The organism is Stenotrophomonas sp. (genome assembly GCF_032099025.1).
GTDB lineage: Bacteria > Pseudomonadota > Gammaproteobacteria > Xanthomonadales > Xanthomonadaceae > Stenotrophomonas.
Genome location: NZ_DAMCID010000055.1, coordinates 1 through 7,951, shown reverse-complemented (window position 1 = coordinate 7,951; position 7,951 = coordinate 1). Strand labels below are relative to the sequence as shown.

Sequence of the window (7,951 nt, the reverse complement as noted above, 5' to 3'; positions counted from 1 at the left end):
GCGGATGTCACGGTGCCAACGCCGGTGGGGCGAGTGCGGGGCCGGCATGCCCTTGCGGCGAAGTAAAGGAGGAGGGGGCGGCCGCAGGCCGACGCCGGGGGACATTCGCAGGCAAGGGTATGGCGGCCCCGCGCTCGCTCCACCGGCAGCCGCGTTTGATTCAGCGCGCGAGCCCCGCGGTTCTCTTCAGGTGGCCCGAGAGCTGCCGACTAACAGTCGGCACTACCGGTCGGCGTTAGCGGTTGGCGTGACCGGTCGGCACCACCCACATTTCATTTTTCCTTGCGCTGTGGGCGCCAATACTGGGGTCCACAGCGCAAGCGGAGTGCCGATGGACGACATCGTGGATGTCCTGGTGGTCGGTGGCGGGATCAATGGGGCGGGCATCGCGCGCGATGCGGCCGGTCGCGGATGGTCGGTGTGCCTGTGCGAACAGGACGACCTGGCCGCGCACACCTCCAGCGCCAGCACCAAACTCATCCACGGCGGCCTGCGCTACCTGCAGTACGGCCAGTTTTCCCTGGTCCGCAAGGCGCTGCGCGAACGCAGCGTGCTGCACCGGCTGGCGCCCCACCTGGTCACGCCGACCACCTTCCTGCTGCCACACGCGCGGCACCTGCGCCCAGCGTGGATGCTGCGCGCCGGGCTGTGGCTGTACGACCATCTTGAACATGCCGGCCCCGCATTCCCGCACGCGCGACGGATCAACCTGCGTCGTGATCCGCGCGGCGAGGTACTGCAGGCACGCTTCCGCACGGCCTTCAGCTATGCCGATGCACGGGTGGACGACGCGCGCCTGGTGCTGCTCAACGCCCTGGATGCGCGCGAGCGCGGCGCCGACATCCGCACACGCACCCGCTGCGAACAGTTGATCCGCCACCGCGACCATTGGCTGGCGGTGCTGCGCCAGCCCGACGGGCAGATCGCGCGCATGCGGGTGCGCGCGGTCGTCAACGCGACCGGACCGTGGGCAGGCAACCTGCTGGAACGGGCCGGGATGGATGCGCCGATCGGCCTGCGCCTGGTCCAGGGCAGCCACATCGTGGTGCCGCGCCTGTACGCGCATGACAGCGCCTACCTGTTGCAGCAGCCGGACCAGCGCGTGGTGTTCGTGATTCCCTTCGAACAGGACTACAGCCTGATCGGCACCACCGACCTGGACTACGAAGGCGACCCGGCGCGGGTACGGATCGCGCCCGACGAGGTGGCCTATCTGTGCGATGCCGTGAACGGCTGGTTGCGCGCGGCCGTCCGTCCCGAGCATGTGGTGTGGCAGTTCAGCGGGGTGCGCCCGCTGCTGGCCGACCACCACCACGATGCCGCCAAGGTGACCCGCGACTACCGGCTTCACCTGGACGCGCAGCAGGCGCCGCTGCTCAGCGTGCTGGGCGGCAAACTCACCACCTACCGCACGCTGGCCGAAGAGGCGGTGGATCAGCTGGGCACCGCGCTGGGCCGCGATCCGCCCGCGTGGACGGCCGATGGCCCTGCCCTGCCCGGTGGCGACGGCGGCAGCGTGGAGGCACTGCTGCCAGCGCTGCAGGCAGTGTATCCGCAGCAGTCCGACGCCCTGCTCCGCGACCTGGCCCGTCGCCACGGCACGCGGGTGCGCGCGGTGCTGGGCGATGCCCACACGCAGGAGGACCTGGGCCAGCATTTCGGCGCGGGCCTGTACCAGCGCGAGGTGGACTACCTGATCGAACACGAATGGGTCGTCGAGCCCGATGACCTGCTGTGGCGGCGGACCCACTTCGGCCTGCACCTGGACCCGGCACAGCGGCAGGACCTGGCGACCTACCTCCGCGAGGGACGGCCAACGGCCGGCGCTACCGCCGTGCATCCCAGGCGCCTGGTGGATTGACCGCCCTCCCAATGGCCACGTAACAATGGCGGAAAACGGAATCCCCATGGACAAACGCTACGTACTCGCCCTCGACCAGGGCACGACCAGCTCGCGCGCGATCCTGTTCGATCGTGGCGGCCGCGTCGTCGGCATCGCCCAGCGCGAATTCGCGCAGGTGTTCCCGCAGCCGGGCTGGGTTGAACATGACCCACGCGAGATCCTGACCAGCGTCTATACCACCATTACCGAACTGCTCAACCGCCAGCAGATCGACCCGCGCCAGATTGCCGCGATCGGCATCACCAACCAGCGTGAGACCACCGTGGTGTGGGACAAGGCCACCGGGCAACCCATCCACAATGCCGTGGTGTGGCAGTCGCGGCAGAGCAACGGGATCTGCGAGCGGCTCAGGGCGGAGGGGCACGAGCCCATGATCCGCGCACGCACCGGGCTGCTGGTCGATGCGTATTTCTCGGCGACCAAGATCCGCTGGATCCTCGATCACGTCGACGGCGCACAGGCGCGCGCCGAACGCGGTGAACTGCTGTTCGGCACGATCGACAGCTGGCTGGTATGGAACCTCACCGGCGGCACAACGCATGTGACCGACTACAGCAATGCCGCGCGCACGCTGCTGTTCAACATCCACACCCTTCAATGGGACCCGGACCTGCTCGCGCTGCTGGACATCCCGCCGGCGATGCTGCCCGTGGTGCGCAGCTCCAGCGAGGTGTACGGCACAACCCGCGCGCAGTTCTTCTTCGACCAGCACATCCCCATTGCGGGCATCGCCGGCGACCAGCAGGCCGCGCTGTTCGGGCAGGCGTGCTTCGAGCCGGGCATGGTCAAGAACACCTATGGCACCGGCTGCTTCATGCTGATGAACACCGGCACGCAGGCGGTGACCTCGAACAACGGGCTGCTCACCACCCTCGCCTGGGGCATCGACGGCCAGGTGGAGTACGCACTGGAGGGATCGATCTTCGTCGCCGGGTCGGTGGTGCAGTGGCTGCGCGATGGCCTGCGCATGTTCGGCAAGTCCAGCGATTGCCAGGCCTATGCCGAACGCGCCGCCGACAACGGGGGCGTGTACATGGTGCCGGCGTTTGTCGGCCTGGGGGCGCCGTACTGGCGCAGCGATGTGCGTGGTGCGGTGTTCGGCCTGAGCCGTGGCACCACCAAGGAGCACTTCATCCGCGCCGCAGTGGAGTCGATGGCCTACCAGACCCGCGACGTGCTCGCCGCGATGCAGGCCGATGCGGGCATCGAACTGAAGGAACTGCGCGCCGACGGTGGCGCCATCGCCAATGACTTCATGGCCCAGTTCCAGAGCGACCTGCTGGGCGTGCCGGTGCTGCGCCCCGAGGTGGCCGAGACCACCGCGCTGGGCGCGGCCTATCTTGCGGGGCTGGCGACCGGCTTCTGGAGCAGCCGGTCGGAGATCGCCGAGCAGTGGGCGGTGGACCGACGCTTCGTGCCGCAGATGGCCCTCGAGCAGCGCGAGGCGCTGTACGCAGGATGGCGGCAGGCGGTGGAGGCGACGATGGGGTTCCGGGTCCCGTAGCGCCACGCCCTGCGTGGCTTCGGGATCCGGTTCCGCTCATCGTCGCGCCGGGCGCAGCCAGCCACGCAGGGCGTGGCTCTACGGCAGCCCCGTCAGAAGGCCGGGAGGACCGCGCCCTTGTACTTCTCGGCGATGAAGGCCTTGACTTCGGGGCTGGTCAGCGCCTTGGCCAGCTGCTGCACGCGCGGGTCGTCCTTGTTGTCCGGGCGGGCGACCAGGAAGTTCACATACGGCGAATCCTTGCTCTCGATCGCCAGCGCGTCCTCGGTCGGGTTGAGCCCGGCGTCCAGCGCGTAATTGGTGTTGATCAGGGCCAGGTCGACCTGGTCGAGCACGCGCGGCAGCATGGCCGAATCCAGCTCGCGGAACTTCAGCTGCTTGGGGTTGGCGATGATGTCGCGCTGGGTGGCCAGCGCGTTGGTCGGGTCTTTCAGGGTGATCACACCGGCCTTGTGCAGCAGGATCAGCGCGCGGCTGTTGTTGCTCGGGTCGTTGGGAATCACCACGTCGGCGCCGACCGGCAGCTCCTCCAGCGACTTGATGCGGCGCGAGTAGGCACCGAAGGGCTCGATGTGCACGCCGATCACCTTGGTCAGGTCGGTCTTGCGGTCACGGTTGTAGGCGTCCAGGTACGGCTCGGTCTGGAAGTAGTTGACGTCCACCTGCTTCTGCACCAGCTGGTCGTTGGGCTGCACGTAGTCGTTGAAGACCTTCACGTCCAGCTCCAGGCCTTCCTTCTGCAGGATCGGCTTGACCACTGCCAGGATCTCGGCGTGCGGCACCGCGGTGGCTGCAACCACCAGTTTCTTGGCGTCGGCGGCCGGCTTGCCGCAGGCGGCCAGGGCGAGCGAGGCGGCGAGCAGCGGGAGCAACAGGAACTTTTTCATTCAGACGGAATCCGGGGGCTGCGATAGCAGCCAACCATACCGCAAGGCTTGGGCAGGCGGGTATTCCGGCGACATTACCCGTCGGCATGACCGTTCGGCTCCCCCGCAGCCACGCAGGGCGTGGCTCTACCATGAGCGTCCGTCCCCGTAGAGCCACGCCCTGCGTGGCTGCGCGGTCATTCGTAATTGCTCAACGCCATCATCAACAACGCCTTGGCCTGTTCGCGCAGCATGGTCGGCTCGATGATCTCGGCATCCGAACCGTAGTGCAGCACGTCCATCAACAACTCGCGCGACACGCTGTAAGGCACCTTGAGCTCGTAGCGGCCATCGGCCAGGAAGCGGCCCTGCTGCTTGGAATGCCAATGCTCGTCGGCCACCCAGCGGGCGGCCTTGGCACTGAACACGATCGTGGCCCAGCCCTTGGGCGGACCCGAGAAGATGCCGTAGCTCGCGCCCAGCTGTTCGTCCAGCTCGGTGTCATCCACGTCGCGCGCAGTGGTGTCCACCACCCGGGCCTTGTAGATGCGGTCCACCGCAAAGCTGCGCAGGCCCTCGCGCCCGTGGTCCCAGGCGTCCAGGTACCAGTTGTCGCGGTAATGGGTCATGCGCTGCGGCGACACCGTGCGTTTGGTCGCCTCGTCGGTGGAACGCGCCCGGTACTCGAACGCCAGCTGCTTGCGCTCCAGCACCGCCGAGGCCACCGCACGGAAGCTGGCCTCGTCGAACTTGCGGCCACGGTGCGGGATCACCCGCACCCGATCCACCGGCCAGGTGGAGACACCGGCCTGCGCGGCCAGCAGCCCCTCGATGCGTTGCTGCAGCGGGGCCAGCACCGAGGACAGCACGCCGCCACCGGTGCGCGACAGCAGGTGCTGCGAGGCCAGCAGCGCATGCAGCTCTTCGGAGCTGAGCCACAGGCCCGGCAACTCGAAGCGGGCGCTTTCATCGTCCTGGTAGCGGAATCCCGCCTCGCCATCGCCCTCCACCGGGGCCATCAGCGCATCGCGCAGGAAGGCCAGGTCGCGGTAGACGGTGGCGCGCGAACACTCCAGTTTTTCCTGCAGCGTCGCCACCGTGACCGGGTAGCGGGCGGACTTCAGCAGACGATGCAGGGCGTTGATGCGTTCATATCGGTCCATGACCCGATTATGTCCGAGTCGCCGCCGTTGTGGCGGCCCTCGCACCATCTTCGGCTATCGTGAAGGCCCGATTCCCGCCCCTCCCCCTGCCATGCGCCTCCTGCCTGCCGCCGCCCTGCTGTCCCTGCTGCTGTCCGCCTGCGAGCGTACCCCGGCACCGCCTGCGGCCACCGCTGCGCCCGTACCGGTGCCGGCCGCCGCCGCTGATCCGGTCCAGGCCGTGCTGGCGGCCAGCCAGCGCTTCGGCCAGCTGCAGAGTTTCCACGCCACGCTGCAGATGCAGGGGCCGCGCACGTTGAAGGCCGCCATGGACTTCGTCGCGCCCGATCGCTACCGGCTCGAGACCGATGAGGGCGTGCAGACGATCATCGGCGGCACCTTCTTCCTGCAGCGTGCCGGCGAAGTCCGCCAGGTGCCGGTGCCGCCGGGGTTGCTTGCACAGTGGCGCAGCCCGCTGCCGGCCGACGCCACGCCTGCCGATCTGCAGGTGGAGGATCTCGGCCCGGCGCAGGTCGCCGGCCAGGCCGCGCGCCAGTACCGGGTGCGGCATGCCACGGCGGCCCCCGACGGCCTGCTCTACTGGATCGACGGGCAGGGCCTGCCGGTGCGGATCGAACGGCAGGGGCAGACCAACGGCCAGCCCTTCCGGGCCACGGTGGACTATTCGCGCTTCAACGATCCCGGCGTGCGCATCGACGTGCCCTGAACAGGCGTGGAGTCCGAACCTCTGCTAAAGCGCGGGGTCGGGATGGAAAAACGGCGTGAAGGCATCAAGTATCATCACCCGTTGCTCCTCCCCCCTGTCTGACCCGGAGAACCGTTGATGTCCCTGCGCGTGACGTTGCTTGCTTCCCTGTTGCTGGCCGCCCCGGTGGCCTTTGCCCAGGACACCACCGATCCGGCCGCGATGACCTCGCCGTGGAGCGGCAGTGGCGGCGAATTCGGTTTCGCCTCGGCCCGCGGCAACAGTAATACGGAGAGCGCCAACGGCCGCCTGCGCCTGCGCTACACCGACGACGACTGGGTGCACAGCATGGACCTGTTCGGCCTGCGCTCGCGCTCGGAATACACCGAAACCAGCGACGACGGCACCATCACCAAGCGCAGCAACACCACGGCCAACCGCTACACCGGCAGCGCCGGCAGCGCGCTGCAGCTGGGCGAGCACCGCCAGCTGACCGCCACGGTGCGTTACGAGCGCGACGATTTCGCCACCTACGACCGCCAGAGCTCGTTCGGTCTGGGTTACGGCACCCGGCTCATGGAAGGCGACCGCTTCTACATGGACGCGCAGATCGGCCCCGGTGTGCGCCGCACGCACAACACCGAAGACGACGAAACCCGGACCGGCCTGATCGGCCGCGGGCTGTTCGACGTGAAGTACTCGCTGACCCCGAACACCGACCTGGTCAACACCCTGCTGGTGGAATCGGGCTCGTACAACACCTTCGGGCAGAACGATTTCGGCGTGTCGGTGAGCATGAACGCACATCTGGCGTTGAAGGCCGGCTGGCAGGCGCGTTACAACAGCGACGTCGCCGAGGACAAGCGCAAGACCGACACGTTGACCACGATGAACGTGGTTTACAAATTCAAATAAGGGGGGCTCGACACCGGAGGATGGGGCGGCGTACGCCTCAGACGGCGAGCAATTCGCCCGCGCCTCCGTCAAGCAGGCCCTGCGCCACCGCTATTCCCAGGGCATCGGGGTCATGGCCTGGGCCGCGCGCTTCGGCGCGGATCAGGCGCCCATCGGCGACGCCGCCGACCAGGCCCTGCAGGAACAGATCGTCGCCTTCCCATTGCGCGTAGCCGGCCACCGGCACGTGGCAGCTGCCGTGCAGCGCGCGGTTCATGGCGCGCTCGGCCTCCACGCAGGCGCGCGTGCGGGCGTCGTCGAGCGCGGTAAACAGCGCCATGACTTTCGCATCGTCGCCATTGCATTCCACCGTGACCGCGCCCTGCGCCGGCGCCGGCAGCCAGTCCGGCGCGCCAAGCCGGGCCACGATGCGCCCGCCCAGGCCCAGCCGCTCCAGCCCGGCCACGGCCAGCACGATGGCGTCGTAGCCGCCGTTGTCGAGCTTGGCCAGCCGCGTGTTGACGTTGCCGCGCAGGTCCAACAGCTGCAGGTCCGGGCGCAGCGCGCGCAGCTGGGCCTGGCGGCGCAGGGAGGACGTGCCCACGCGTGCGCCGATCGGCAGCGCGTCCAGCGAGGCATAAAGGTTGGAGATGAAGCCGTCCGCCGGATCGTGGCGGGTCAGCATGGCCGGCAGCGCGAACGGCGCGTCCAGTTCCATCGGCACGTCCTTGAGCGAATGCACCGCGCAGTCCGCGTCGCCGCGCAGCATGGCCAGCTCCAGCTCCTTGAGGAACAGGCCCTTGCCGCCGATCGCCGCCAGCGAGCGGTCCAGCACTTCATCGCCGCGCGTGCTCATCGGCACCAGCACCACGTCCAGCCCGGGATGGACCTGACGCAGGCGGTCGGCAACGTGTTCGCTCTGCGAGAGGGCAAGCG

At 68.5% G+C, this 7,951-nt stretch carries 7 protein-coding genes; 4 read left to right on the top strand and 3 right to left on the bottom strand.

Annotated features, from left to right (window positions below):
* The first annotated feature begins 331 nt into the window (after positions 1–331).
* Together glpD and glpK are read left to right on the top strand one after the other, a co-directional pair.
* Positions 332–1,861, top strand: coding sequence for a glycerol-3-phosphate dehydrogenase (gene glpD, locus RT456_RS19320; RefSeq protein ID WP_313349073.1), 1,530 nt, complete (start codon positions 332–334; stop codon positions 1,859–1,861).
* 46 nt (positions 1,862–1,907) lie between these two features.
* Positions 1,908–3,407 (top strand): glycerol kinase GlpK, encoded by a 1,500-nt coding sequence (gene glpK / locus RT456_RS19315; protein WP_313349071.1) that lies wholly within the window; start codon positions 1,908–1,910, stop codon positions 3,405–3,407.
* Positions 3,408–3,499: 92 nt separating this feature from the next.
* Here glpK and RT456_RS19310 read toward each other — a convergent pair whose 3' ends face one another.
* Both RT456_RS19310 and RT456_RS19305 read right to left on the bottom strand, forming a co-directional pair.
* Positions 3,500–4,294 carry a MetQ/NlpA family ABC transporter substrate-binding protein gene (locus tag RT456_RS19310; protein WP_313349069.1) on the bottom strand — a complete coding sequence of 265 codons (795 nt, stop codon included), beginning with the start codon at positions 4,292–4,294 and terminating at the stop codon, positions 3,500–3,502.
* A 176-nt stretch (positions 4,295–4,470) separates the two neighbouring features.
* Entirely contained in the window at positions 4,471–5,436 is a 966-nt protein-coding gene (locus RT456_RS19305) for a YafY family protein (RefSeq protein ID WP_313349067.1), read from the bottom strand.
* Positions 5,437–5,527: 91 nt separating this feature from the next.
* Between RT456_RS19305 and RT456_RS19300 the strand changes: the two genes are divergently transcribed.
* Entirely contained in the window at positions 5,528–6,142 is a 615-nt protein-coding gene (locus RT456_RS19300) for a hypothetical protein (RefSeq protein ID WP_313349065.1), read from the top strand.
* Positions 6,143–6,259: 117 nt separating this feature from the next.
* Positions 6,260–7,036 carry a DUF481 domain-containing protein gene (locus tag RT456_RS19295; protein ID WP_313349063.1) on the top strand — a complete coding sequence of 259 codons (777 nt, stop codon included), beginning with the start codon at positions 6,260–6,262 and terminating at the stop codon, positions 7,034–7,036.
* Between the two features lie 37 nt (positions 7,037–7,073).
* Here the strand turns inward: RT456_RS19295 and hemC are convergent.
* Positions 7,074–7,951, bottom strand: an 878-nt coding sequence (gene hemC / locus RT456_RS19290; protein WP_313349061.1) for a hydroxymethylbilane synthase, incomplete at its 5' end; no start/stop codon positions are given.